Raw genomic sequence first — 1262 nt, forward strand, 5'->3', positions numbered from 1 at the left:
TACATCAGTTGGTTTAATTCCGACAGAATTAGAACGAGTGTTTAGAAAAAGATGTGCCATTTATTGACATAGGAGCAATGTTAATCACCTAGAATCGAATATTTTTCTTGCAAGGAAAAATATTGCGACGGAGTTTATGCATTTTTTCACGCAGATAGTGATTGAGTATCATAACATGGTAAATGTTGGGGTACCGTATCGTAAATGACACGGCTATTTTAGAATTTAATATAAAGAGGGAGGCCCCCAGCTAGCATGACAGTTGGGGGCCTATGCTATTTTTCCATCTCCCTTAGTTCAAGGCTCCTTCTTTCTCAGGTGTAGAATATGTTACACTATGGGTGTTAAAGGAAACGGTTTCAGATAACAACAAGTTGAGCGATTATTTGTATACAATTAGTTGAAAAACGCAAATGGACTCAGCTAATACTAGGGAGGATGTCGTTCATGAAGCGAAGTGTAGTTGGCGTTGCAGTAGCAGCGGGGGTAGCCTTTTTTGGTGTTCAGGTGTTAGGAACGATGCCCACGCTTCCTACGATTGGAACAGAGGTCGTTGCCCATGCATCGGATGCAACAACGGTTGTCGATTCGCAAACAGCAGAAGACTCCGTATTGGGGACCTGCCCGTGGACGTTGACGGCAGATGGGGTTTTGCATGTTGAAAGTGGCGAGTTACCAGAAGCTACAAAACCATATGGTAATTATGAGATACCTTTTTACTATATTCAGGTTCGAGAAGGTGCAAATAACCATGAATTTAATACAATCTCATTTGATGGTAAAGTCACAACACCTAAAAATGCGTCATTTATGTTTGCTAATTTTTTAGGCGATATACCACAGATTAAAAATTGGCAAAATTTGGATACTAGCAATTCGACCAACTTTGCCTTTATGTTTTTGGCTAGCGGGCAGGACACTGTTGATGTATCTAAGTTTGATACTAGTGAGGCAACGGATATGCATGGCATGTTTAGCAGTACCCCTCTTGTTACAGGCTACGAGAACCTGGATACAAGCAACGTGACTGATATGAGTAGCATGTTTGATAATTATGGTGACGCGGACAACCCGTCTTCTTTGGATTTGTCGAAATTTAATGTTAGTAACGTAACCAAGGCTGAATCAACTAATCAATTTGGGGAAGTCATAGATGGTTCAAGCGGGTTCTATAATATGTTTAATAATGGGAGATTGCAAGAATTATCCGAACACTTATTAGAACCTCATCTGTTCCCAGAAGACCTCTAATGGTGTACGCC

Annotated in this window: 1 protein-coding gene; it reads left to right on the plus strand. The window is 40.6% G+C overall.

Annotated features, from left to right (window positions below; genetic code table 11):
- Positions 1-447: 447 nt before the first annotated feature.
- Positions 448-1251, plus strand: a complete 804-nt coding sequence (locus OCU14_RS11215; protein ID WP_261811094.1) for a BspA family leucine-rich repeat surface protein — start codon at positions 448-450, stop codon at positions 1249-1251.
- Positions 1252-1262 lie beyond the last annotated feature (11 nt).

This window comes from Levilactobacillus humaensis (genome assembly GCF_024345185.1).
In the GTDB taxonomy this organism is placed as follows: Bacteria; Bacillota; Bacilli; order Lactobacillales; family Lactobacillaceae; genus Levilactobacillus; species Levilactobacillus humaensis.